23 protein-coding genes are annotated in these 22,397 nt (G+C 72.7%); 11 read left to right on the top strand and 12 right to left on the bottom strand.

The window, feature by feature from the left end:
- Positions 1 to 2: 2 nt before the first annotated feature.
- The 3 genes from FBZ33_RS26095 to FBZ33_RS26085 all read right to left on the bottom strand — a co-directional run bounded on the left by FBZ33_RS26095 (position 3) and on the right by FBZ33_RS26085 (position 2,463).
- A complete protein-coding gene (locus FBZ33_RS26095; RefSeq protein ID WP_141911020.1) occupies positions 3 to 575 on the bottom strand; it encodes a DUF5709 domain-containing protein in 573 nt (190 codons plus the stop codon).
- A gap of 89 nt (positions 576 to 664) precedes the next feature.
- Positions 665 to 1,405: an ATP-binding protein gene (locus FBZ33_RS26090; protein WP_255509045.1), complete on the bottom strand. Its 741-nt coding sequence runs from the start codon at positions 1,403 to 1,405 to the stop codon at positions 665 to 667.
- Between the two features lie 59 nt (positions 1,406 to 1,464).
- On the bottom strand, positions 1,465 to 2,463 hold the full coding sequence (locus FBZ33_RS26085; RefSeq protein ID WP_185755416.1) for an SDR family oxidoreductase: 999 nt from the start codon (positions 2,461 to 2,463) through the stop codon (positions 1,465 to 1,467).
- A 223-nt stretch (positions 2,464 to 2,686) separates the two neighbouring features.
- On the opposite strand from FBZ33_RS26085, the gene FBZ33_RS26080 reads away from it, so the two are divergent.
- Positions 2,687 to 3,886: a glycosyltransferase gene (locus FBZ33_RS26080; protein ID WP_141911017.1), complete on the top strand. Its 1,200-nt coding sequence runs from the start codon at positions 2,687 to 2,689 to the stop codon at positions 3,884 to 3,886.
- A gap of 25 nt (positions 3,887 to 3,911) precedes the next feature.
- Here the strand turns inward: FBZ33_RS26080 and FBZ33_RS26075 are convergent, their stop codons facing one another.
- The 4 genes from FBZ33_RS26075 to aroA all read right to left on the bottom strand — a co-directional run bounded on the left by FBZ33_RS26075 (position 3,912) and on the right by aroA (position 8,106).
- The gene (locus FBZ33_RS26075; RefSeq protein ID WP_370453106.1) at positions 3,912 to 4,766 is read right to left on the bottom strand and encodes a hypothetical protein; all 855 of its coding nucleotides are present in this window, start codon (positions 4,764 to 4,766) and stop codon (positions 3,912 to 3,914) included.
- 59 nt (positions 4,767 to 4,825) lie between these two features.
- Positions 4,826 to 5,644 carry a histidinol-phosphatase gene (hisN, locus tag FBZ33_RS26070; protein WP_099848376.1) on the bottom strand — a complete coding sequence of 273 codons (819 nt, stop codon included), beginning with the start codon at positions 5,642 to 5,644 and terminating at the stop codon, positions 4,826 to 4,828.
- Positions 5,645 to 5,672: 28 nt separating this feature from the next.
- A complete protein-coding gene (rsgA, locus tag FBZ33_RS26065) occupies positions 5,673 to 6,668 on the bottom strand; it encodes a ribosome small subunit-dependent GTPase A (RefSeq protein WP_141911016.1) in 996 nt (331 codons plus the stop codon).
- 136 nt (positions 6,669 to 6,804) lie between these two features.
- A complete protein-coding gene (aroA, locus tag FBZ33_RS26060; RefSeq protein ID WP_141911015.1) occupies positions 6,805 to 8,106 on the bottom strand; it encodes a 3-phosphoshikimate 1-carboxyvinyltransferase in 1,302 nt (433 codons plus the stop codon).
- A gap of 104 nt (positions 8,107 to 8,210) precedes the next feature.
- Here aroA and FBZ33_RS26055 point away from each other — a divergent pair, with 104 nt between their 5' ends.
- From FBZ33_RS26055 to rsrA, 5 genes are all read left to right on the top strand, one after another.
- On the top strand, positions 8,211 to 8,921 hold the full coding sequence (locus FBZ33_RS26055; protein WP_141911014.1) for an SOS response-associated peptidase: 711 nt from the start codon (positions 8,211 to 8,213) through the stop codon (positions 8,919 to 8,921).
- A gap of 197 nt (positions 8,922 to 9,118) precedes the next feature.
- On the top strand, positions 9,119 to 9,511 hold the full coding sequence (locus FBZ33_RS26050) for a WhiB family transcriptional regulator (protein ID WP_088951995.1): 393 nt from the start codon (positions 9,119 to 9,121) through the stop codon (positions 9,509 to 9,511).
- Positions 9,512 to 9,563: 52 nt separating this feature from the next.
- The gene (locus tag FBZ33_RS26045; protein ID WP_141911013.1) at positions 9,564 to 10,181 is read left to right on the top strand and encodes an alpha/beta family hydrolase; all 618 of its coding nucleotides are present in this window, start codon (positions 9,564 to 9,566) and stop codon (positions 10,179 to 10,181) included.
- Between the two features lie 226 nt (positions 10,182 to 10,407).
- Positions 10,408 to 11,232, top strand: a complete 825-nt coding sequence (locus FBZ33_RS26040) for a sigma-70 family RNA polymerase sigma factor (protein WP_141911012.1) — start codon at positions 10,408 to 10,410, stop codon at positions 11,230 to 11,232.
- Between the two features lies 1 nt (position 11,233).
- Positions 11,234 to 11,521 (top strand): mycothiol system anti-sigma-R factor, encoded by a 288-nt coding sequence (gene rsrA / locus FBZ33_RS26035; protein ID WP_088950022.1) that lies wholly within the window; start codon positions 11,234 to 11,236, stop codon positions 11,519 to 11,521.
- 121 nt (positions 11,522 to 11,642) lie between these two features.
- Here the strand turns inward: rsrA and FBZ33_RS33820 are convergent, their stop codons facing one another.
- Positions 11,643 to 11,756: a 50S ribosomal protein bL37 gene (locus tag FBZ33_RS33820; protein WP_370453046.1), complete on the bottom strand. Its 114-nt coding sequence runs from the start codon at positions 11,754 to 11,756 to the stop codon at positions 11,643 to 11,645.
- A gap of 189 nt (positions 11,757 to 11,945) precedes the next feature.
- Between FBZ33_RS33820 and FBZ33_RS26030 the strand changes: the two genes are divergently transcribed.
- Together FBZ33_RS26030 and FBZ33_RS26025 are read left to right on the top strand one after the other, a co-directional pair.
- Positions 11,946 to 12,161, top strand: a complete 216-nt coding sequence (locus FBZ33_RS26030; protein WP_088950021.1) for a biotin/lipoyl-binding carrier protein — start codon at positions 11,946 to 11,948, stop codon at positions 12,159 to 12,161.
- Positions 12,158 to 12,667, top strand: a complete 510-nt coding sequence (locus FBZ33_RS26025) for a GNAT family N-acetyltransferase (protein ID WP_088950020.1) — start codon at positions 12,158 to 12,160, stop codon at positions 12,665 to 12,667. Before FBZ33_RS26030 ends, FBZ33_RS26025 begins: the two co-directional genes overlap by 4 nt.
- Positions 12,668 to 12,679: 12 nt before the next feature.
- On the opposite strand, the gene FBZ33_RS26020 is transcribed toward FBZ33_RS26025, so the two are convergent.
- Positions 12,680 to 13,303 carry a TetR/AcrR family transcriptional regulator gene (locus tag FBZ33_RS26020; RefSeq protein WP_088950019.1) on the bottom strand — a complete coding sequence of 208 codons (624 nt, stop codon included), beginning with the start codon at positions 13,301 to 13,303 and terminating at the stop codon, positions 12,680 to 12,682.
- Between the two features lie 111 nt (positions 13,304 to 13,414).
- Here FBZ33_RS26020 and FBZ33_RS26015 point away from each other — a divergent pair, with 111 nt between their 5' ends.
- Positions 13,415 to 15,004, top strand: coding sequence for an MDR family MFS transporter (locus FBZ33_RS26015; RefSeq protein ID WP_141911011.1), 1,590 nt, complete (start codon positions 13,415 to 13,417; stop codon positions 15,002 to 15,004).
- Positions 15,005 to 15,078: 74 nt separating this feature from the next.
- On the opposite strand, the gene FBZ33_RS26010 is transcribed toward FBZ33_RS26015, so the two are convergent.
- The gene (locus FBZ33_RS26010) at positions 15,079 to 16,917 is read right to left on the bottom strand and encodes a tetratricopeptide repeat protein (RefSeq protein ID WP_141911010.1); all 1,839 of its coding nucleotides are present in this window, start codon (positions 16,915 to 16,917) and stop codon (positions 15,079 to 15,081) included.
- A gap of 189 nt (positions 16,918 to 17,106) precedes the next feature.
- Between FBZ33_RS26010 and FBZ33_RS26005 the strand changes: the two genes are divergently transcribed.
- The gene (locus tag FBZ33_RS26005) at positions 17,107 to 18,138 is read left to right on the top strand and encodes an SIS domain-containing protein (RefSeq protein WP_088950016.1); all 1,032 of its coding nucleotides are present in this window, start codon (positions 17,107 to 17,109) and stop codon (positions 18,136 to 18,138) included.
- 25 nt (positions 18,139 to 18,163) lie between these two features.
- On the top strand, positions 18,164 to 19,756 hold the full coding sequence (locus FBZ33_RS26000) for a PAS domain-containing sensor histidine kinase (protein ID WP_088950015.1): 1,593 nt from the start codon (positions 18,164 to 18,166) through the stop codon (positions 19,754 to 19,756).
- Between the two features lie 26 nt (positions 19,757 to 19,782).
- On the opposite strand, the gene FBZ33_RS25995 is transcribed toward FBZ33_RS26000, so the two are convergent.
- Together FBZ33_RS25995 and FBZ33_RS25990 are read right to left on the bottom strand one after the other, a co-directional pair.
- A complete protein-coding gene (locus FBZ33_RS25995) occupies positions 19,783 to 21,291 on the bottom strand; it encodes a glycosyltransferase family 39 protein (RefSeq protein ID WP_255509044.1) in 1,509 nt (502 codons plus the stop codon).
- Positions 21,292 to 21,327: 36 nt separating this feature from the next.
- The gene (locus FBZ33_RS25990; protein ID WP_141911009.1) at positions 21,328 to 22,353 is read right to left on the bottom strand and encodes an aldo/keto reductase family protein; all 1,026 of its coding nucleotides are present in this window, start codon (positions 22,351 to 22,353) and stop codon (positions 21,328 to 21,330) included.
- Positions 22,354 to 22,397 lie beyond the last annotated feature (44 nt).

Raw genomic sequence — 22,397 nt, 5'->3', positions numbered from 1 at the left:
GGTCAGACCGAGCGCGGCGGCTCCGTCTCGTGCATGGCCAACTCCTCGGCGGTCGCCCCGCCGCCAGCCGAACCGGCGTCGTACGCCACCGAGTCGGTCTCCTGGTCGGTGTGCGCCCCCTCGTCCGGCTCGACCAGCCGGCCGACGGTGGCGTCGGCCACGGTGCCGAGCTGACCGTGGTCGTAGAGGGAGACCGGTGAGTTCGGGTCCGAGGTGGGCCCCGGATCCATCACGTCGGCGTCCAGCTGGGCCTCCGCCGCGGCTTCCAGATTGTCCGCCTCGAAGGCGATCTTCGGGTCGATCGTCCCGGCCAGCGGGTCGTCGGCCGGGCGCTCGTAGACCTCCCGGGCGAGCTTGTAGTCCAACGACTCACCGTCGAGCTGCTCCTCGGCGGTCGTCCCGAACCGGTCCACCGCCACCGGCGTACGGTCGCCGGGCAGTTGGGCCGGGTCCGGGCCGTCCGCCTCGCGCCCGGTGAGGACGTCGTCGTTGGCGGTCGAGTCGTCATCGGCGGTGTCGGGCAGGCCTTGCGCCTCGGTGTCGGACACGGGGGTCGGGTACTCGTTGTCGCGCATGTCTGATCACTACCCGCTGCCCTCCCGCCATAACCGGAGCAGCGCAGGCTGTGCGGTGGCGAAACCGGCACCGGCGGCGAAACGCCCCGTCAGCCGAGGTGGGCGACCTCGTCGTCCGGGTGCAGGACGCACCAGACGACCTTGCCGTCCGGTATCGCGCTGCTGCCCCAGCGGCGGGCCACCGTGTCGATCAGCAGCAGGCCGCGGCCGCCGGCCCGGTTCGGCGGGGACAGCCCGGCGAACGTCGGCAGACGCGAGGAGTGGTCGCGGACCGCCAGGTGCAGGGTGCTGTCCTGCGGAGCGAGCCGAACGGTCATCGGGGTCCGGGCGTGTGCCACCACGTTGTTCACCATCTCGGTGAGCGCGATGCAGGCCGGGTCGACCAGCATCGGCATGCCCCAGCGTTGGCAGCCGGTGGTGACCAGCTCGCGGGCCTGCCGGGCGGCTCCCACCGTCGGGCCCAGGTCGGCGGTGAGCACCGCCGCCAGCGGCGTCGCCGCGACCGCGGCCAGCGCGCGGTCGAGCGTCGGAAAGGCGGGCACGCCAGCGAGCGCGGGGTCCGGGGGGGTGGGCCCGTCGACCGCAGGGTCACACAGCAGCAGATCCGCGGCGGGCCAGTCGGCCACCTCCCGGCGAACCTCGGCGAAGACGCCCCGACCGACCTCATCGAGGACGCGCAGCCCGGTCACGTCGGCCACCACCGGGCCCGGCCGGTCCGCGAGTCTGGCGAGCAGCGCGCCGCGTACCGCCTCGGCTCCGGCGGCGTCGAGCACACCGGTCAGCCGGACCACCGCCGACGACTCGTCGATCTCCACGAGACAGTTCGACATGATCGCCTCATTGTGCGCGCCGGTCACCGTTCGCGCATTCGGGCGGTCGAGGCCGGTCATCAGCGGACCGACCGGGATCGACGGTTGATCGCGGCCATGGTGCCGACAGCGGTGCCGGCTGCGGCGAGACCGAACGCGGCGGTCATCCGCACCAACTGACGCCGTCGGCCGTTCCAGCCGCCGTCCCGGCGGGCCTGGGCGTCGGCGTGGAACACGTTGCCGCTGCTGTCCACCCGGGCGCCCGGACCGAACTGGGTCCGCTGGAGGTACCAGCCGAGGGTGCGTTCCACCAACGCGGGCGCCAGCCGCCACTGCAGGCCGATCAGCCGGGCCGCGCCACCGGCGTACGCCTCCCGGCGGGGCCGGCGCAGCAGCCGGACGATGGTCTCGGCGACCACCTCCGGCGGGTAGATCGGAGGTGGTGGCAGCAACTCCCGGCCGGTGTGGTTGGCCGTGTGCCGGAAGAACGGGGTGTCGATGGTGGCCGGCAGCACGGTGCAGACCGAGATCTGACCACGGCCGGTGACCCGCAGCTCCTGCCGGACCGTGTCGGCGAGCCCTCGGATGCCGTGCTTGCTGGCGTTGTACGCCGACTGGTACGGCATGGCCACCTCGGCCAGCACCGAGGCGTTGTTGACCAGGACACCGCCACCGGCCGCCCCCAGGTGGGGCAGGGCAGCCTTGATGCCGTGCACCGCTCCGAGCAGGTTGACCTCCAGCACCCGCCGGAACTCGGCGACCGGGATCTCGTCGAACAGGCCCACCGCGCTCACCGCGGCGTTGTTCACCCAGGCGTCGATCTGGCCGAACTCGGCCGCCGCCCGCTCGGCCAGTCGTTGCACCGACTCCAGATCGGTCACATCGGTCGGTACGACCAGCGCCTGGCCGCCCAACTCCCGGCAGCGCTGCGCGACCTGCCGTAGGGCCGGCTCGCTGCGGGCGGCCAGCACGACGGCGGCACCCCGGCGGGCCAGGGCATACGCGGTCGCCGTGCCGATCCCGCTGGAAGCGCCGGTGATCACCACGGTCGAATCGTCGAGGGTGCGGGTCAGCGGCATTCTTGAGCGGTACCCCCGCCCGGGCCAGGTCATACCACTCAGAGCTTGTCGATCATCGTCGAACTTGGCTGCCTGTGCCGCTTGTGATTGCTGTGCCGCAAGTGTCGGTGGCACTCGGGGGGACTCTTCCTGATCTGCCAGGTTTCGACTCCGGGTCGCGGGGTTAATGGGACGCTCTGACCGGGAGGACCACTGCCGAGGAAAGATCGCAGGGAGGTGACCCATGCGCGTCGGCCTCGTCTGCGCGCACGCCAGTTCGTACCGCCACGCCGACGGCCCACCGGTCGGCACCCGACAGCACGTTGCGCGGGTTGCCGCCGAGTTGGCCGAACGAGGCCACGACGTACGGCTCTACGAGCGCCGGGACGATCCCGGCCTGCCGGCGACGGTCACCGTCGACGGCTACCAGGTGCACCAGGTGCCCGCTGGCCCGCCCACCCCACTGCCCACCGCCGAGCTGATCCGGTACGTGACGGAGTTCGGCCGCTGGTTGACCGACGAGTGGGCCGGTGCCTGGCGGCCCGAGGTGGTGCACGGGCACTACTGGGTCGGGGGCCTGGCCGCCGCGCACGCCGTTCGCGAGACCGACATTCCGGTGGTGCAGACGTTCCACTCACTCGGCATCGAGCAGTTGCGCCACCTGGGCGGCCGCTACGACGGGCCGGGGGAGCGGATCACACTGGAACGCGCGCTGACCCGCGCTGTGGACATCGCTGTGGCGCAGTCGAACGACGAGGTCGACGAGCTGACCCGGATGGGTCTGCAACGCAGCTCGGTGGCCCTCGTGCCCCCGGGGGTGGACATCGAGCAGTTCCATCCCGACGGCGAGGCGGCACCACGCGAGCAGCGGGCCCGCATCCTCTCGGTCGGCTCGCTGTCCGCGGGGCACGGGCAGGAGGACCTGATCCGGGCAATGCGGCTGGTCGGCAACGCCGAGCTGGTGATCGCCGGTGGGCCACCGGCGGACCAACTGGCCAACCACGCCGAGGCACGACGGCTGCGCGAGCTGGCCGAGCAGGCCGGCGTCGTCGACCAGGTGCGGCTCGTCGGGGCGGTGCCGCACGACCAGATGGCCACCTGGTACCGGTCGGCGGACGTGGTCGCCTGCACCCCGCACTACTCCTCGGCGGGGCGGGTCTCGCTGGAGGCGATGGCCTGCGGCGTGCCGGTGATCGGCTACGCGATGGGTGGCCTGGCCGACGCCGTCGTCGACGAGGTCACCGGCAAGCTCGTGCCCCCCGGCGACGTGCGGGCACTCGCGGTCTCGATTCGTCGGCTGCTCGCCGACAACGCCGGTCGTTTCGCGTACGGGCACGCCGCGGTGGACCGGGTCCGCAGCAGCTACACCTGGGAGCGGACCGCCGGTGCGCTGGAGCGCCTCTACGAGCGGGTGGTGAGCCGCCGCAAGCCGGTCGAGGCCTGAGCGGCAGGTCGGGCGGCCCGGTCGGTCAGCCGGGACGGGTCGCCGCGACCATGGCCCGGTCACGACGGCGCGTCGCCGGGCGCTGCTGCTGCGGCTGCGCGTACCGGGTCAGCCCGATCACCGCGGCCAGGGTGACCAGGAAACCGACCGCCGCCAGCCACTCCCGGCCCGGCCAGATCTTGTCGTTGAGCAGCAGCAGGCCGACGATCGCGGCCGGCACCGCACCGGCGGCGTCCATCGCGGCGACCGCGGCGGTCGTCGAGCCGCGCTGCATGGCCAGGCCGAGCAGCAGCTGACCGACGATCGAGTGGGCGATCAGCAGGTAGAACAGCGGGTGGGCGAGGAACGCCTCGGCGGACGACGCGGATGCCAGTGGCCGGGCCGCGACCGCGGCCGAGCTGAACGCCAACCCGGCCAGCGAGCCGAGGGCCACCGAACCTTGCGCCCCGTGCAGCCGGACGGCGAAGACCCCGAGCACCGCGATGACACCGAGCGCCACCAGCAGGGCGATCGAGCCGGCGGTGCCGAGCTGCTTCGACGGCGCCGGGCGGGCAGACAGCACCAGGGCGGTGATCCCGGCGAAGAGCAGCGCCAGCAGCACCACCTCCGCCGCCGGTAGTCGCCACTTCAGCACCAGCACACCGAGGATGGCTGTCACCCCGAGCCCGGCCGCGACGCTGGCCTGCACGAGGAACAGCGGAAGGTCCCGGCGGGCCAGGAAGGCGAACACGAAACCGCCGATCTGGCAGCCCAGACCGATCAGGTACGTCCGGTGCCCGGCGAGGCGGAGCAGCAGGCCCGGATCGAAGGTGTGGTGAACCGTGGTGCGGGCCGCCGCCACCGACTGGAGAAGGTTGGCGAAGCCGTACGCGACGATCATCGTCGCGAGAAAACACCAGCCGGAGGAGACCACCTGGCGAGGATAGAGGTTGCCGGGGGTCAGCGCTCGGCTGGGCGATCGAGCCTGGTGAGGATGTCGCGGTGCAGCACACCGTTGGTGGCCACCACACTGCTGTCGGTGCCCGGCGCGCCGGCCGGGGCCGGTCGACCGAACAGATCCGTGACCGTGCCACCCGCCTCGGTGATGATCGGGACCAGCGCCGCCACGTCCCACAGGGACAGTTCCGGCTCGACCATCACGTCCAGTGCGCCCTCGGCCAGCAGCATGTAGCCGTAGAAGTCGCCGTACGCCCGACTGCGCCAGGTGGCCCGCATCAGATCCAGCATCGCGTCGAGCCGACCGGCGCGCTCCCAGCCGTCGAGTGACGAGTAGCAGAAGCTGGCGTCCGCGATGTCCCGCACCGCGGAAACCCCGATCCGCTCGCCGGCGGCCGGGCCGTGACCGGCGTACGCGCCCGCGCCCGCGCTGGCCCACCAGCGCCGCCCCAGCGCCGGGGCGGACACCACGCCGACCGCTGGCCGGTCGCCGTCGTAGAGCGCGATCAGGGTGGCCCAGACCGGCACGCCCCGGACGAAGTTCTTGGTGCCGTCGATCGGGTCGATGATCCACCGGCGGCCGTCCGGGTCGGTGGACGGCCCGGCGCCGTACTCCTCACCGAGCAGCCCGTCCGCCGGCCGGTGCTCGGCCAGCAGGCCACGGATCTCCCGCTCCACGGCGGTGTCCGCGTCGGAGACCGGGGTCAGGTCGGGCTTCGCCTCGACCCGCAGGTCGAGCGCGCGGAACCGGGCTGTGGAGATGGCGTCGGCCCGGTCGGCGAGCAGGTGGGCGAGGGCGAGGTCGTCGGCGTACCCGGTCATCCCGGCAACCTAGCCGACGCCCGCCGACTCACTCGTCGGGGCCGCGCCGGTCACCCTCGCCGGGCCCGCGCTGGTCGCTCTCGCCGCGCGAGTCACCCTCGCCGGCGCGGGAGGCGAGCAACCGGCGGTACGACGCCAACCGGCGCGGGTCGGCCTTGCCGGCGGCCACCCAGGCGTCCAGCCCACAGGCGGCCTCGTCGGTCGTGTGCTGACAGTTGGGCGGGCAGTCGACGGTGCCCTCGACCAGATCCGGGAAGCCATGCAGCAGGCTGTCGGCCGAGACGTGGGCCAGACCGAAGCTGCGGATGCCGGGGGTGTCGATGATCCAGCCGGGGTCGGTGTCGACGCCGGGCACCGGTGGCAGCCGCAGCGCCACCGCGCTGGTGGAGGTGTGCCGCCCACGGCCAATCGCGCTGACCACACCGACCGCGCGCAGCGCGTCCGGGACGAGGCGATTGACCAGCGTCGACTTGCCCACCCCGGAGTGTCCGACCAGCACCGACACCTTGCCGCTCAGCAGCGCGCGCAGCGCGGACAGGTCGGAGTCGGGGCGGTTGAGCACGTACGGCAGCTCCAGCTCGGTGTAGTAGCCCAGCACCTCCTCCGGCCCGGCCAGGTCGGCCTTGGTGAGGCAGAGCAGCGGCTCGACGTCCGCGTCGTACGCGGCCACCAGGCAGCGGTCGATGAACCCGGTGCGCGGCGGTGGGTCAGCCAGCGCGCTGACGATCACCAACTGATCGGCGTTGGCCACCACCACCCGTTCCAGTCGACCCTCGGCGGTGGTCTCGTCGTCGTCGGCGGTGCGGCGCAGCACCGAGCGTCGCTCGGCGATCCGGACGATGCGGGCCAGGGCGCCCTCCGCGCCGGACGTGTCCCCGACCAGGCTGACCCGGTCACCCACCACCACCGACTTGCGGCCCAGCTCGCGGGCCCGCATCGCGGTGACCGTGGGCAGCTCGGCCCCGACCACGCCGCGCTCGGCTCCGGACAGAACGCAGGTGTAGCGCCCGCGGTCGACGGCGATGACGAACCCGTCGACGGCGTCGGAGTGCTGGGGTCGGGTGCGCGTACGCGGGCGCGACGACTTTCCGGGCCGTACCCGTACGTCGTCCTCGTCGTACTCGCGCCGTTTGGTCGCCAGGACCTGTCCTCTTCTCGCGTCAGCTCTTGCCGGTCACCATCGCTGACCATAGTGCCGGGAACTCGGGCATGGTCTTGGAGGTACACCCCACGTCGTCGACCTCGATGCCGGGCACGGCGAGACCGGTCACCGCTGCGGCGTGCGCCATCCGGTGGTCGTGGTAGGTGCGGAACACCCCGCCGCGCAGTGGCCGGGGCCGGATCTCCAGCCCGTCCGGCGACTCGGTGACGTCCGCCCCGAGTGCGGTGAACTCGCGCGCGAGCGCGGTCAGCCGGTCGGTCTCGTGGCCACGGATGTGCCCGACGCCGGTGAACACCGACGGCGAGTCGGCCAGCATAGCGAGCGCGGTCAGCGCCGGGGTCAGCTCACTGACGTCGGAGAGGTCGGCGGTCAGGCCGTGCACCACGCCGGTGCCCCGGACGGTCAGCCCGCTGGTGGAGAGGGTGACCTCGCCGCCCATTCGCTGGAGCAGCGAGCGGAGCTGCTCGACCGGCTGCGAGCTGCTGCGCGGCCAGCCCTGCAGGGTCACCTCGCCGCCGGTGACCAGGGCCGCGGCGAAGAACGGCACCGCTCCGGAGAGGTCTGGCTCGATCTCCCAGCCGCGCCCGGTGAGGGGGCCGGGCTCGACGGTCCAGACGTCGGGCGTGCTGTCGTCGACGGCCGCGCCGGCTGCCCTCAGCATCTGCACCGTCATCCGGAGATGCGGCGCGGACGGCACCGGCGGGCCGACGTGGCGCACCACGACGCCCCTGTCGAAGCGCGGGGCGGCCAGCAGCAACCCGGAGACGAGCTGGCTGGAGGCGGACGCGTCGATCACCACCTCACCGCCGGTGACCCGGCCGGTGCCGAGCACTGTCAGCGGCAGGCTGCCCGAGCCGGTGACGTCGATGCGGACAGCCAGCGACCGCAGTGCCTCGATCAGCGGACCGAGCGGTCGGGTGCGGACGTAGGGGTCGCCGTCGAAGGTGACCTGCCCGTCGGCCAGCCCGGCCACCGGCGGCACGAACCGCATCACGGTGCCGGCCAGGCCCACGTCCACGTGCGCGGGGCCGACCAGCGGGTGCGGTCGGACCAGCCACTGCTCGTCGTCGCTGATCGACACGTGCGCGCCCATCGCGCGCAGGCCGGCGGCCATCAACTCGGTGTCGCGGGCGCGGAGCGGCCCGGCCAGCGTCGACGGGCCGGCGGCCAGTGCGCTGAGCACCAGGGCGCGTGCGGTCATCGACTTGGAACCGGGCAGGCGCAGCGTCGCCGCCACCGGGTCGGACGCGGTCGGTGCGGTCCACGGCTGCGGCGGCCGGGTCGCTGTCAGGTTCCCCACGGTTACATTCTGCCGTGCCGGCTGGTGGATAGTGTGGCCCGGCGGGTCGTACTCCCGGTTGGCGGGACAGCCGACGGGGCCTCCGACGCGTTAGCGTGTGGCCCATGTGCGGCAGGTACGCGACGACCCGGAGCTCCGGCGAGCTCGGCGCGCTGTTCGAGTCGTCCGACGACACCGAGGGCGTGGTCCGTCCGGACCACAACGTCGCGCCGACCGACCGGGTGCCCCTGGTCCGGGTGAGCCCGGAGGGACATCGCAGTCTCTGTGTCGGTCGCTGGGGTCTGTTGCCGCACTGGTCCCGTTCCGCCGCCGGGGCCGCCCGCATGATCAACGCGCGAGCGGAGACGGTGGCCACCAGCCGGGCGTACGCCGGGTCGTTCGCCCGCCGCCGCTGCCTGGTCCCGGCCGATGGCTGGTACGAGTGGGTCCGTCAGCCCGACGGCCGGCGACAGGCCTACTACATGACTCCCACCGACGGCTCGGTTCTCGCCCTGGCCGGCATCTGGTCGGTCTGGGAGTCCGGTGCCGACTCCCGGCTCACCTTCAGCGTGCTGACCACCGCGGCGCTCGGCGATCTGGCCGAGGTGCACGACCGGATGCCGGTGCTGTTGCCGCCCGAGCGTTGGTCGTCGTGGCTGGCGCCGACCGACGAGCCGGAGCGGTTGCTCGTTCCGGCGTCGGCGGAGCGGCTGGCGGGGTTGGAGATCCGACCGGTGGGGGCGGCGGTGGGCGACGTTCGCAACGACGGGCCACAGCTGATCGCCCGCGTGTCGGTGCCGCCGACGGTGACACCGCAGGAGCTGACCCTGTTCTGACGCCGCCGCGCATTGTCAGGCGCCGATTTGACAGGGTTGCGCGCGATTCGTCTCCTGGCTGTTCAGTCATGTTCCCGGCAGACCCTTGTCCCGATGTTGCGAAGTGCGATAGAACACAGCGCCGGTAGTGGCTGTCGATTCGCACGGGGCGGATGACGTCCACCGTTTTTGCCGGTCCCACGGGGGAGGTGGGTGGATTGACACGAGCGCGTATGCCCCGCCCGCACGAGGTGGCTGCGGCGCGGCGAGATCCGCGACTGCTGCGAGCGGTGCGGGAACGGCAACAGGACGATGCATGGCGCACCAGAGGCACCTGTCAGAGCGTCGATCCGGAGACATTCTTTCCGGCACCGAACGAGCCGGCGGACGCCGCTGTCGCGCTGTGCCGCGGCTGCGACGTGCAGGGGTCCTGTCTGGCCTGGGCCCTCGACGTCGGTGACTGCCACGGTGTGTGGGGTGCGACCACGCCCCGCGAGCGGCGGGCGATGCTGGTCGCCTGGCGTGGCGAGGTCGAGCCGGACCCGGACGCCGTCGACGATCCCGGCCCGCCGGTACGGGACCGGCTGCTCACCCTGGTTCCGCTGAGCTGACCAACGGCCCGGTCCGTCACGCGTCGTCTGCCAGGCGGCGCAGAATGGGTCGGTGCCAACCAGCGACGAGATCGACACTCCGCGCGGTCCGGCGGGGATCACCACCGACCTGCCGGACCGCCCTGCCACCGCTCTGCTCGTGCTCGGGCACGGAGCGGGCGGCAGCATCGACGCGCCCGACCTGCTCGCGGTACGCGACGCGTCGGTCGAGGCCGGCCTGGCGGTGGTCCGGGTGACCCAGCCCTACCGGGTCGCGGGTCGACGTGCCCCGGCACCGGCGGGTCATCTCGACGAGGCGTGGACGGCGGTGCTCGCCGTGCTGCGCGACCGGCACGCCGACGTGCCGTCGGTGCTGGTCGGCGGTCGTTCCAGCGGCGCGCGGGTCGCCTGCCGGACGGCGGGCGCGGTGGGGGCGGTCGGTGTGGTCGCACTGGCCTTTCCGCTGCACCCGCCCGGGCGGCCGGAGCGTTCGCGTGCCGCCGAACTGGCCACCGGCCTGCCGACGCTGGTCGTCAACGGCGACCGGGACCCGTTCGGGACGCCGGAGCCGTCGCCGGCCGTGCAGGTGGTGAGCCGCCCCGGGGAGACGCACGACCTCCGGCGGGACCCGGCCGGCACCGCGGGCGTCGTCCGGGACTGGCTACGGGCCCGGGGCTGGACGGCCGACTGACCCGGCTCGCCCGCCCGACCGTTTCCGGTGCCGGGCGAGGGTCGTTGCATCCGATGGTGGCACCGGCCCGATCCGGACCGACGGCACCAGTCCTCCCAGGCCCTTCCTGGTCCCAGCGCCGGCCGCCGTCGGGGCCGGGACCAGGAACGGGAGGGCCGGGTGGAATGCCCCAGTGGTCATCTCGCGTTACCAACCCTGGACGACTTTTCTGCGAGGGGGGTGACCGGTGCCGACCGAGACACGGAGCCTGGAACGGGACGAACGGGACGCCCGGCAGCTGAAGCAGCTGCTGGATGGGCCGGAGTGGCCGGCGACGGCGGGACCGGGCGGGGCGGGTGTGGTGAGCACGGGCACACCGGCCGGAAGTGAATCTGCGGGCAGGTCCGTGCGCGTATCCTCGGCGGGAAAGCATCCGACGCGAGGGGATGTGCGGTTGACCACCGAGAAGACGGACGAGCGCAGGGCCCGGTTCGAACGGGACGCGATGCCATTCGTCGATCAGCTCTACGCTGCTGGGCTGCGGATGACGCGCAACCCGGCGGATGCCGAGGACCTGGTTCAGGAGACCTACCTGAAGGCGTACGCCGCCTTCCACCAGTTCGAGCAGGGCACGAACCTGAAGGCCTGGCTCTACCGGATCCTGACCAACACCTACATCAACTCCTACCGCAAGCGGCAGCGCCAGCCGATCCAGGCGCCCACCGAGGAGATCACCGACTGGCAGCTCGCCGAGGCCGAGTCGCACACCTCCAGTGGGCTGCGCTCCGCCGAGACGGAGGCACTGGACCGGCTGCCGGACAGCGACGTGAAGGAGGCCCTCCAGCAGCTGCCGGAGGAGTTCCGCCTGGCCGTCTACCTGACCGATGTCGAGGGCTTCTCCTACAAGGAGGTCGCGGACATCATGGGCACGCCGATCGGCACCGTGATGTCGCGTCTGCACCGGGGCCGTCGTAATCTGCGGAAGCTGCTCGAGCGCTACGCCGGGGAGCGGGGCTTCAGTGCGGCCCGCTCGGCGAAGGGCTCGAACGCCGCTGCCGGCCGGGAGGTGTGACGTGAGCTGTGGGGAGCCGCACGAGACGGATTGCCGCGAAGTGCTCGCGGAGGTCTACCTCTACCTGGATCTGGAGTGCGCCGACGAGCGGCGCTCGCTGATCCGGCACCACTTGGACGAGTGCGGGCCCTGCCTGCGCGAGTACGGGCTGGAGCAGGAGGTGCGGGCGTTGGTGGCTCGTTGCTGCGGCAACGAGACAGCGCCGGACGAGCTGCGCGAGCGGCTGCGGGTCAAGCTCACCGAGCTGGTGGTCTTCGAGACCACTGAATCCCGAGAGTTGGCCGACTGAGCGTCGGCGCGGCACAGCTTCAAGACCGGTGGCCCGGGTCGATGTCGACCCGGGCCACCGGTGTACCCGGCGTCGGCCGGGTCGGGCTGAGCGGTGACGGGCCGTGGGCCCGTCGACGCGTTCAGGAGTTGGGACGCTTGCCGTGGTTGGCGGCGTTCTTCTTACGAGCCTTCTTCTTCCGGGACTTCTTCGCCATGCTGACCTCCTCGTGATGGGTCGGATCCGTCCTGCGCACGACCTCGGCGCCAGTGCACCCACCGGCGGTCCGGCGTCGGGTCCGACCCGCTGATGGTAGTGCGGTCGACACCCGCCGCCTTCCCCAGGGCGGGGCGTGCCATCCCGGCCGTGCCGCTGCGCGCCCACCACCGGGCGACGCATGATTGGATACGACGGCAGACACATCGCGATGAGGGAGGGCCCGGACATGGCCGAGGAGATCCGCGCCGAGATGGTGGCGAACGTCTGGAAGGTCGTCGCCACGGCAGGTGACACGGTGGCCGAGGGCGACACCCTGGTGATCCTCGAGTCGATGAAGATGGAGATCCCGGTCATCGCCGAGTCCGATGGTGTGATCCAGCAGCTCGCCGTGAACGAGGGCGACGTCGTGCAGGACGGTGACCTCATCGCGGTGATCGCTTGACCGGCTTGCGGGTTCGCCCTGCCGAGCCGGCCGACTTCCCGGCGGTGGCCCGGCTGACAGTGGCCGCGTACGAGGCGGACGGGCAGCTCAAGGGCGAACACGGGTACGGCGAGGTGCTGGCCGACGTGTCGAGCCGGGCTGCCAGCGGTGAGGTGCTGGTCGCGGTCGACGAGGTGACCGATGCGGTGCTGGGCTCGGTGACCTTCGTGCTGCCGGGCACGCCGTTCGCCGAGCTGTCCGGGCCGGGCGAGGCGGAGTTCCGGATGCTCGCGGTCGACCCGGGTGCCCAGGGTCGGGGCGTCGGCGCGGCGTTGGCGCAGGCATGCGTGGCGCGTGCTGTGGAGCTGGGTTGCACGGCGCTGGTGATCTGCGTCCGGGCCGGGATGGCCGATTCGGCGCACCGGCTCTACTCACGGCTCGGCTTCGTCCGCGCGCCGGAGAAGGACTGGGCGCCGGCGGCGGGCGTGGACCTGCTCGGCCTGCGACTGGCCCTCACCCGCGGCTGAACCGCCGACCGATCAGCCGCGCGGGCTGCCCGAGGTGGCCTCCGCCGCACTCTCGTCGGGCTCCGCTGAGGCACCCGCGCCGATCGCGCCGAGCAGCTCGTCGGCCACCTCCAACGCGAGCCGGCGACGCTCCTCGTTGGTGATGCCCGGTGCCCGTACGGCGAACCAACTCGTGTGCACGGCGAACAGTGACAGTGCGGCGCGCAGCTGGGCGGCGGGGGAGTCGTCGCCCCGGCAGAGGGCGCTGGCGAGCTGCATCATCCGGCCGCGCATCTGCTGGCCGGAGGCGAGGCTCTTGAGCACTGTCTGGTTCTGCTCGAAGAAGCGCATCACGGACGGCTGGTCGCCGCCGAACATCGTGTCGGCGTAGCGGGTGATCAGCTCGCGCCGGGTGGCCAGGGTGGCCGGCTGCGTCGCCGCCCAGGCGTTGAGGGCGTCCATCTGCTCCAGCCGGTCCTCGACGAAGCTGGCGACGATGTCGTCCTTGCTCTTGAAGTGGTAATAGAGCGCCGCCTTGGTGACGTTGAGACGCTCGGCGATCTCCCGGAGCGAGGTCTTCTCGTACCCCTGCTCGGTGAAGAGCTCGAGCGCGACGGCCTTGATCCGGTCCCGCGTCCCGCCTGTGCTCTCCCTCACGCGTGCCCTCCAATTGGCTTGACCGTTGCTTGTACCGAACTTACCGTGCGGCTAGTAAGGTGACTAGCCGGGCGGCAAGTAAGTGTGGCAATCTTCGGGGGGAGCTTACCCATGACTCAGGCAACCCAGGCCGGCGTGCGACCCAACAACATCAGGGTCGTGCTGTTCGGGCTGATGATCGCGATGATGCTCGCGATGCTCGACAACATGATCGTCAGCACCGCGTTACCGCGGATCGTCGGCGAGTTCGGCGGGCTCAACCACTTCACCTGGGTGGTTACCGCGTACGTCCTGGGCACCACCGTCTCCACCCCGATCTGGGGCAAGCTCGGTGACCTCTACGGCCGCAAGTCGGTCTTCCTGACCTCGGTGGTCGTCTTCCTCGTCGGCTCCGCACTCTGCGGCATGGCCGGCTCCGGCATGCTCGGCGGCCCGCAGGACGGCATGGTCCAGCTGATCGCCTTCCGGGCCGTGCAGGGCCTCGGCGCCGGTGGCCTCATGGTCGGCGTCATGGCGATCATCGGTGACCTGGTTCCGCCCCGCGAGCGTGGGCGCTACCAGGGCATGATCGCCGGCATCATGGCCATCGCCATGGTCGCCGGTCCGCTTGCCGGTGGCTTCATCACCGACCACCTGTCCTGGCGCTGGGCGTTCTACGTGAACCTGCCGCTGGGCGGGATCGCGCTGCTCGTGCTGATGACCACCATGCACCTGCCGAAGTACCGCACCGAGCACCGGATCGACTGGCTCGGCGCTGGTCTGCTCTCGGTCGGCATCACCGCGATCGTGCTCATCACCACCTGGGGCGGCAACGAGTACGACTGGACGTCGCCGCAGATCTTCGGCCTGGCCGTCCTGGCCGTGCTCGCGCTGGTGGCGTTCGGCCTGGTGGAACGCCGCGTCCAGGAGCCGATCCTGCCGTTGGCGCTCTTCGCCAACCGCAACTTCGCGTTGATCTCGGTGATCGGCTTCCTGCTCGGCTTCGCGATGTTCGGCGCGATGAACTTCCTGCCGCTCTACCAGCAGACCGTGCAGGGGACGTCGGCGACCAACAGCGGTCTGCTGTTGCTGCCCCTGATGTTCGGCATGCTGGTGGTCTCGCTGGTCATCGGGCGGGCGATCACCCGCAACGGCAGGTACCGGGCGTACCCGATCATCGGTGGTGTCGTGATGACAGCGGGCATGGCTCTGCTGTCCATGCTCGACACCGATACCAGCAAGCTGATGTCCTCGCTGTACATGGTCGTGCTCGGCGTCGGCATGGGCTTCCTCATGCAGACGTCCATGCTGATCGCGCAGAACAGCGTGGAGCAGAAGGACCTCGGCGCGGCCAGTGGCGCGGCGACCTTCTTCCGGTCGATCGGCGGCTCGTTCGGCATCTCGCTGTTCGGCGCGATCTTCGCCAACCGGCTGGCCAGCTCCGAGGGCGGCCGGGCCTTCGGCGGCGAGTCCGGCGGCTCGGGAATGGATCTGGAGAAGCTCAAGGACCTGCCCGCCCAGGCCCGTGACATGGTGCTCGGCGGCCTCTCCGACGCGATCTCGCACGTCTTTCTCTGGGCGGTGCTGTTCACCATCGTGATCCCGGTGCTCGCCTGGTTCATCAAGGAGATCCCGCTGCGGACCGCCAACGAGGCGCCGCCGCAGGCCACTCCGGAGGAGGAGGCCGAGGTCGCTCTCGGCAAGGCGGCCCCGGTCGCCTGACCCTGACATCCTCACCGCGCGCCGCGTCGTCCCGTCCGGGCCGGCGCGGCGCGCCTTTTCCCGCGACCGTGCGCCTAACGGGTGCGTGCGCCGCGCAGTAGTTGCCAGAGGCGGCGTAGCGGGTTGCGGGGGCGGGGGACCTGGGGGGAGAGCGGGCCGAGCAGTTCGCCGGCCAGTGCCGCGGTGGCAGGGTCCAGATCCGGGGCGGCAAGTGCCAGGTGGGCCAGCGAGGCGGCGATCGGGACCGGTCGGGTCCGTGCCACGGCGGCCGCGTCGGCGAGCCGCTCCGCCACCACCCGCGCCACGTCCGACCGCACCGAGGGATCCACCCAGGCCGCGGTGACCAGGGCGAACAGCGCCGCCTCGGTGACCCAGTCCTCGACACCCCAGATCAGGTCGAGCAGCACGCGGCGGCGGGTCGAGCCCTCCCACGGCTCGTCGGTGCGGTGGTGCAGCAGCCCCAGGCAGGCCCACACCTGCACACCACGAACCCAGACCGACGGGTCGTGGGCGGCCAGCAGCCGACCCACCGCGTTGGCCGGTGCGGCCGGCGGGTGCACCAGCAGACCGAGCAGGTCGGTCACGTCGAGGCCGGCCAGGCCCACCGCGGCGTCGTACGCCGCCGGTGGGTGCGGCCACGCCGGGTGTGCGACCTGCCCGATCCGTTCGACCGCTGTCGCCGAGGGCGCCGGCAGCGCGGGCGTGGGCACGTCGTCCGCGTAGCGCCACAACCGTTGGGCGGACGCCCGCCGGGGCTCGCGCGGGTCCGGCTCCTGCGCGCCCCCGACGACCTCGATCCGGAGCCCGGGCGCGGTGGACGTCGCCGTCCGGACGGCGCTCGGCGGAGCGGCGACGGGCAGGCGTACGGCGCCGCCGAGACCGTTGTCGTCGTCGGCCACCGCCTGGCGCATCGCGTCCACCAGTGGACCGCCGGCCGGAGTCAGTTGGCCGAGCCAGGGCCGCGCGCGGCAGCACTGGGCCAGGTCGCCGTGCTCGTGGCTGTCGTCGGGGTGGTCGCGGACGAAGTCCGCGAGCGCCACCAGGTGGGCCAGGTCGCCGTCGCGCAGGTGCCGCAGGCGGTGTGCGGTGTGCACGGCGCAGTCGAAAGACGGGTCGCGCGCGAGCGCCCGCTCGGTCCACTCCAGTGCCTCGTCGAGGCGGCCGATGTCGGCCAGGGTGCCGGCGATGTCCGCGTAGATCGCCAGGTCGTCGGGGTCCAGCTCGACGGCCCGACCGAGGGCCGCGAGGCCTTCGCGGGTCCGGCCCGCGCTGCGGTACGCGTACCCGAGCCAGACCTCGCCCATCTTCGAGGGTTGTGCGCGTACGCCTCGGGTGGCCCAGCGGACGGCGAGGGCGACTTCGCCGAGACGCCGGGCCAGCGCGGACGCCGCGCCCAGCAGCAGACCGTGCTCGGGGTGCACGGTGACCGCGTTGCGGGCCAGCGTGAGGTACGGCGTCAGGGCGCCCCGACCGACCCGGGGCACCGGGTCGGACAGCGCCGCGCAGACCTGCATGAGGACGCGGGCGAGGTGGTCCGGGTCCAGCCGTTCGACCAGTTCGGGCGCGGTGACCCAGGGGACGCCGGCCCACGGGCTGCCGGGTGAGTACGCGGTCGCCGCGGCCAGCAGCTCCAGCCCTTCGGCGGGGCGGCCGGCGGTGGCGAGCAGGTGGGCGCGGGCGACGACCGCCCCCACGAAGGTGTGGTGGTTGATCGGGAAGAGGTCGAGGCCGCCACCGCTCGCCGCGGCGAGTCGGGTCAGCGTCTCGTGCACCTCCGGCAGGGTGGGTGCTCGCGCCAGCGCGCCGGCTAGGTGCCCCGCGGCGTGGTGCAGGTCGCCCTCGTCGAGTGCCAGCCGGGCGAGCGCCAGCTCCTCCGTCGCGGAGAGTGCGGGATCGTCCGTTCCCTCGGGCACGTCGTCCTCTCGTCGCTGGGCCAGGCGGATGCAGCGCTCCCAGCGTAGTTGATGTTGAGATCAACTGGTGATCACCTGCGCAGTCCTGCTCGTTCGATTGCTGAGATACGGTTAAAAGTGCAAGACTGAGCAAGAATCGCGCGGCAATCGCGCAGGGGAGGGGTTTTCGTGACTCGTGCAGGGGCCGGCATGGCCGCCGACATCGATGAGCAGCCGGCTGGCTACGCCCGCCTGCTCTCGACCGCCAACGCCGCCGAGATCGCCCGGGTGGCGGCGATCATCGCCGAACGCCGCCCGCGGCACGTCGTCTTCACCGCCCGGGGCACCTCGGACCACGCGGCCCTCTACGGGGCGTACCTCACCGAGATCCGTCTCGGCCTGCCCGCCGGGCTCGCCTCGCCCAGCGCGGTCACCCTGTTCGGGGCCCGCCCCGACCTGTCCGACGCGCTGGTCGTCGGGGTCAGCCAGAGCGGCGGTTCGCCCGACCTCGCCGAGGTGCTGCGCGCCGCCCGCGCCTCCGGGGCACTGACCCTCGCGGTGACCAACGCCCCCGACTCGCCGCTGGTCGAGGTCGCCGAGCTGAGCGTCGACATCGCCGCCGGGCACGAGCGGGCGGTCGCCGCCACCAAGACGTACACCGCCGAGCTGCTCGCTCTGCTGATGCTCGTGGAGGGAATCCGGGCCGGCGACGGCGTGCTCCCGACGGCCGAGCGGGAGGCGCTCGACGCGCTGCCCGAGCTGGCCGCCCGCACCCTGGCCGACGACACCCCGGCCCGGCTCGCGCCCCGCTACCGCTTCGCCCGGCAACTGGTCACCACCGGGCGGGGGTACGCCTACCCGACCGCCCGGGAGGCCGCGCTGAAGCTGATGGAGACGTCGTACCTGCCGGCGCTCGCCTTCTCCGGCGCCGACCTGCTGCACGGCCCGCTCGCGATGACCGACCCGGAGGTCCCGGTGCTCGCGGTCGTCGGTTCCGGTCCGGGTGGACGGTCGATGGGCGAGGTTCTGCCCCGCCTCGGCGAACGCCGCGCCGACGTCGTGGTGGTCGGCTCCGCCGAGGTGCCGGGCGCCACCCGGCTGGCCGTTCCCGAGGTCGACGAGCGGTACGCCCCACTGCTGGACATCCTGCCGTTGCAGCGGTTGGCGCTGGCCCTGGCGCTGACCCGAGGTGAGGACCCGGACGCGCCGCGCGGGTTGAAGAAGGTCACCGCGACGATGTGAGGCGCGGCGTGGCACCCTGGTCACCGTGTCCACGCTGCGCGACCTCGCCGAGGAGCACACCCACCTCCGTCCGGCCGACATCGACCACCTCCACCGGATCGCCGGCGACTGGCAGCTGCTCTCCGATCTGTCCTTCGCTGACCTGCTGCTCTGGGTGCCGGTCGACGCCGACGGCACGTTCCTCTGCGTCGCCCAGGTCCGGCCGACCACCGCACCCACCGCCTACCAGGACGACCAGGTGGGGCGCATCGTTGGCGGGCCGGAGGTGGCCCACCTGGGCGTCGCGTACTCCCAGGGCCGGATCTGGCGGGAGGGCGACCCGGTCTGGTACGGCGACGTGCCGGCCCGGCACGAGGCGATCCCGGTCCGGCTGCGGACCGCCGAGGGGGAGGCCGGTGAGGTGATCGCCGTGGTGGGGCGGGACACCAACCTCTCCACCGCGCGCACCCCCAGCCAGTTGGAACTCAACTACCTGACCACCGCCGACGACCTGGCGCAGATGATCGCGGACGGCACCTTCCCGCCGCCCCGGCATCCGGGCGAGACCACCTCCGCGCCCCGGGTCGGCGACGGCCTGGTCCGGCTCGATGCCGGCGGCAAGGTCACCTACGCCAGCCCGAACGCGCAGTCCGCGTACCGCCGACTGGGCTACGCCTCCCACCTGGTGGGCGAAGACCTGGCCGCGCTGCACCGCCGGCTGGCCGGTGACCCGCTGGACGGCACCGAGGCCTCGAACGGCATCCTGGCCGCGCTGCGCGGTGAGGCGCCACCCCGACGGGAGATCGACGCCCGCGGTGCCACGATGCTCACCCGAGCACTGCCGCTGATGCCCGCCGGCGTGCCGATCGGCGCGCTGGTGCTCGTGCGGGACATCACCGAGGTCCGTCGCCGGGACCGAGCCCTGATCACCAAGGACGCCACCATCCGGGAGATCCACCACCGGGTGAAGAACAACCTCCAGACCGTCGCCGCGCTGCTGCGGCTGCAGGCCCGCCGGGTGTCCATGCCGGAGGCCCGGGTCGCGCTGGAGGAGTCGGTCCGGCGGGTCGCGTCCATCGCCCTGGTGCACGAGACGCTCTCCATGTCCAGCGACGAGGCGGTCGAGTTCGACGGCATCGTCGACCGGGTGGCCAGCGCGGCGACGGAGGTCGCGGCGACCGAGGTGAGCGTCGGCATGCGACGGCGGGGCAGCTTCGGCGTGCTGCCGGCGGAGATCGCCACCTCGCTGGTGATGGTCCTCAACGAGTTGCTGCTCAACGCCGTCGAGCACGGCTTTCCGCCGGCCGACGAGGCGGAGGAGCCTCCCGTACCTGCCGCCTCGGGCATGGTGCCGGTCGCCGCTCCCGAGGTCGACCCGTCGCTGCGACCCGAGGTGGTCGTCTCGGCGCACCGGTTCCGCAAGATGCTGCACGTCTCGGTGGCCGACAACGGGCGCGGGCTGCCACCGGGCTTCGACGCGGAGCGCGCCAGCCGGCTCGGTCTCCAGATCGTCCGGGCCCTGGTCACCGGCGAACTGCGCGGCACCATCGAGCTGCGGGCCGGCGCCAACGGCGGCACCGAGGCCGTGCTGGTCGTCCCGCTGGCTCGCAACGCCCACGACGGCCGCTCACAGGCCTGACCGCCGGCCTGCCCGGGGTGGTCCGGTCAGCGGTCGGGGCGGCTGGTCAGCAGGGCGACGGTGAGGCCGGGGCGCTGCCAGACCTGGGTGACGGTGAACTGCGCGCGGAGCGCGTCGCCCTTGGCGCCCGGCACGGCTGCCAGCGGCTCGGCGTGCCGGCCGGCGACGACCAACCACACCCTGGAGGTGCCGGCCAGGCACTGCGCCGGCCGCGGGCACTCGGCGGCCCACAGATCGCCGCGGCGGACCTCGTCCTCGGTGACCAGCACGTCGCGTGGCGGGTCGCCGAGCTGGTACTCGATGCCGAGATCGAGGAAGAGCCAGCTGTGCCGGGGCGAGTAGACCACCGCGTCGCCCGGCCGTTGACCGTCGCCGATCACCCGCGCCGCGCCCGCGTAGTCCACCGGCGCGCTGCGCGGCCACTCGTGGGTCCGCCGCAGCGCGGCCTGGTCGGGTAGGCCGAGCAGCCCGGCCAGCACCACCACGACGAGCGCGGCCGGAGCGGCCACCGCGGCCAGCGCCGCGCCCGCCAGCAGGCACGCGAAGGGCACCACGAAGACCAGGTACCGGGGCACCCACAGCGGTACGACAGTGCCGGCGGCGAAGAGCAGCAGTACGGGCAGCAACACCGCGCTGACCGGCAGCAGTGCGCGTCGCCCGAGTCGGGCCGCACCCAGCGCCGCGACCCCGACCAGCAGGCCGCCCACCACGCTGCTCTGGGCCACCCCGCCGGGCAGCGCGGTGAGGTCGTCCAACCGCGCCAGGTTGACCCAGTTCAACTGCCGGGACTGCTGGGTCCGGGCCTTGACCAGCAGCGGGCCGGCCAGCAGCGCGACCGGCACCACGGCGACCAGCCACCGCCACACCCGTCGGTCGCGTTCGGCGTCGAGGTGCGCCGGGGTGGCGACCCCGGCCGCAGCCGGGCCGCGCCACCAGGCGATGAGGACGACCAGCGCGTGGGCGGCGAGCAGCGTGAGCGCGATCAGGTGGATGAGCCCGAGAGCGACCACCGCGGCGGCGTAGCCGGCCCACCGGGCCCAGCTCGGCCGGCGCAGCGCGGTCACCAGCAGCACTGTGGCGAGCACCGCGAGCATGGTGGCCAGCGCGTACGGGCGGGCCTCCTGACCGTAGCGGGAGGTGCCGGGGAGCACCGCGAACAGCAGCCCCGCGAAGAGGCCGCCGCGCCGGTCGACGAGCCGTGCGCCGAGCACCGCGAGCAGCCCGGCGGCCACTGTCATCGCCAGCACAGCCGGCGCGCGCAGGGCGATCGTGGAGTCGCCGAAGACAGTGGTCCAGCCGTGCATCAGCAGGTAGTACGGCCCGGTGGCAGCGTCGATGGTGTCGGCCAGTCGGGCCAGGTCGCCGGGCGACCGGGTGGCCGCGCTCCAGGTCGCCAGTTCGTCGCGCCACAGCTGGGCCGAGCCGAGCCCGGTCAGGGTCACCGCCAGGGTCAACAGCGCCGGGGGGAGCCAGACCGGCAGACGGCGCAGGTGCTCCCACGCCGTCCCAGCCGACCTCTCGGACAATTGCCCCACGGTCCGAGCCTGCCACGGCCACCCCCCTCGTGGGCGTCAGCCGGCCGCAGGTGGTGGGCGCCAGGCGGGCATCACATCGTTCGGCCGGGCGGTCTTCGCCGGATCGCGCTCCACCAGTTCGTCGAGCACGGCGTCGATCCGAGCCATCAGCTCGTCGTCGAGCCGTACCGTGGCGGCCTTGGCCGTCTCGGCGAGCTGCTCGGGCCGGGACGCGCCGACGATCGCGCCCGCCACGGTCGGCCGGCGCAGCACCCACGCCACCGCCAACTGGGCCATCGTGCAGCCGGCGGCCTCGGCGATCGGTCGGAGCCGGCGTACCCGGGAGAGCAGCAGATCCGAGGAGTAGCGGGCGATGAACGAGCCACCAAAACCGTCGGCGGCCCGGGAACCTGCGGGCGGACGTCGGCCAGGTTCGTACCGACCGGTCAGCACGCCCATCGCGAGTGGCGACCAGGCGAGCTGACCCAGACCGAGATCGGCGCAGGCGGGCGACACCTCGGCCTCCACCACCCGCCACAGCATTGAGTACTGCGGCTGGTTGGCGATGAACGGGATGTGCAGCTCGGCGGCGAGCCGCAGGCCCGCGCGCAGCTGCGGGGCGGTCCACTCGGAGGCGCCGACGTAGAGCACCTTGCCCTGGCGGACCAGGTCGGCGAAGGCGAGCATCGTCTCCTCCAGCGGCACGCTGGCGTCGTACCGGTGCGCCTGATAGAGGTCGAGGTAGTCGGTGCCCAGCCGGCTCAGTGAGGCGTGACAGCCCTCGATGATGTGCTTGCGGGACAGCCCGGCGTCGTTGGCCCCCGGCCCGACCGGCAGGCACACCTTCGTGCACAGCTCGATCGAGCTGCGCCGGACGCCGCTCAGCGCCTTGCCCAACGACTCCTCGGCCCGCCCCTGGGCGTACCGGTCGGCGGTGTCGAACGTGGTGATGCCCGCGTCCAGGGCCGCGGCCACGCACGCGGCCGCCGCGTCGTCGTCGAGCTGGTTGCCGTGGGTGACCCAGTTGCCGTACGCGACCGCGCTGACGCGCAGGCCCGACCGGCCCAGTTGCCTGTACTCCATACGAGGATCGTCGGGCCGCCCCGCGCTGTCGCCGAACCGTTCGA

The sequence above is a fragment of the Micromonospora sp. A202 genome (genome assembly GCF_006715105.1).
Lineage (GTDB): Bacteria > Actinomycetota > Actinomycetes > Mycobacteriales > Micromonosporaceae > Micromonospora > Micromonospora zamorensis.
Note: the sequence above shows the minus strand (reverse complement) of the source record. Positions and strands in the feature narration are given on the sequence as shown.

Excerpts from the sequence above, each read along its gene's own strand:
- FBZ33_RS26095 (WP_141911020.1), bottom strand. The coding sequence starts at position 575 with ATGCGCGACAACGAGTACCCGACCCCCGTGTCCGACACCGAGGCGCAA.
- FBZ33_RS26090 (WP_255509045.1), bottom strand. The coding sequence starts at position 1,405 with ATGTCGAACTGTCTCGTGGAGATCGACGAGTCGTCGGCGGTGGTCCGG.
- FBZ33_RS26085 (WP_185755416.1), bottom strand. The coding sequence starts at position 2,463 with ATGCCGCTGACCCGCACCCTCGACGATTCGACCGTGGTGATCACCGGC.
- FBZ33_RS26080 (WP_141911017.1), top strand. The coding sequence starts at position 2,687 with ATGCGCGTCGGCCTCGTCTGCGCGCACGCCAGTTCGTACCGCCACGCC.
- FBZ33_RS26075 (WP_370453106.1), bottom strand. The coding sequence starts at position 4,766 with ATGATCGTCGCGTACGGCTTCGCCAACCTTCTCCAGTCGGTGGCGGCG.
- hisN (WP_099848376.1), bottom strand. The coding sequence starts at position 5,644 with ATGACCGGGTACGCCGACGACCTCGCCCTCGCCCACCTGCTCGCCGAC.
- FBZ33_RS26055 (WP_141911014.1), top strand. The coding sequence starts at position 8,211 with ATGTGCGGCAGGTACGCGACGACCCGGAGCTCCGGCGAGCTCGGCGCG.
- FBZ33_RS26030 (WP_088950021.1), top strand. The coding sequence starts at position 11,946 with ATGGCCGAGGAGATCCGCGCCGAGATGGTGGCGAACGTCTGGAAGGTC.
- FBZ33_RS26015 (WP_141911011.1), top strand. The coding sequence starts at position 13,415 with ATGACTCAGGCAACCCAGGCCGGCGTGCGACCCAACAACATCAGGGTC.
- FBZ33_RS26005 (WP_088950016.1), top strand. The coding sequence starts at position 17,107 with ATGGCCGCCGACATCGATGAGCAGCCGGCTGGCTACGCCCGCCTGCTC.
- FBZ33_RS25990 (WP_141911009.1), bottom strand. The coding sequence starts at position 22,353 with ATGGAGTACAGGCAACTGGGCCGGTCGGGCCTGCGCGTCAGCGCGGTC.